Source organism: Streptomyces milbemycinicus, from assembly GCF_002154605.1.
Classification (GTDB): domain Bacteria; phylum Actinomycetota; class Actinomycetes; order Streptomycetales; family Streptomycetaceae; genus Streptomyces; species Streptomyces milbemycinicus.
On the sequence record NZ_MUNE01001304.1, the window covers coordinates 335 to 867 of the forward strand.

1 protein-coding gene is annotated in these 533 nt (G+C 76.9%); it reads left to right on the plus strand.

The features are described from left to right. On the plus strand, positions 1 to 481 hold a 481-nt coding region (locus CCN51_RS52765; RefSeq protein ID WP_245881922.1), incomplete at its 5' end, for an amidase family protein. Between the last annotated feature and the right edge of the window lie 52 nt (positions 482 to 533).

Consider the following 533-nt stretch of genomic DNA (forward strand, 5'->3'; position numbering starts at 1 on the left):
CTCCGGGGCGGCGACGGACGACCTCGGCACCCAGGCCCGTACATCCGCGCTCGCCGACGCACACGCGACAGTCATGGCCTACGAAGCGGCCCGTTCCCTCGCCGCCGAGCACGCCGCGCACCCCGGGGCACTCAGCGCACCTCTGCGCGACCTGCTGGACCGCGGACGCAGAACACCCGAGGCCGACTACCGGGCGGCCCTGGAGGCCGCCCGCGCGGCCCGCGCCCGGCTGCTGGAGCTGCTGTCCGACGCCGACGCGATCCTCGGCCCCGCCGCCCCCGGGCCCGCCCCGCACGGCCTCGGCGCCACCGGCACGCCCGTCCTCAGCCGCCCCTGGCAACTCCTCGGCCTGCCGGTCGTCACCGTCCCCGGCCACCGCGACCCGCGCGGCATGCCGCTCGGCCTCCAACTCGTGGGACACCCCGACCGCGTGGGCCGACTGCTCGGGGCCGCCGCGAGGGCCGAGGAGGCCATCCGATGAAGATCGCCGCGATCGAGGCCATTCCGTACGCGATCCCGTACACCAAGCCGCT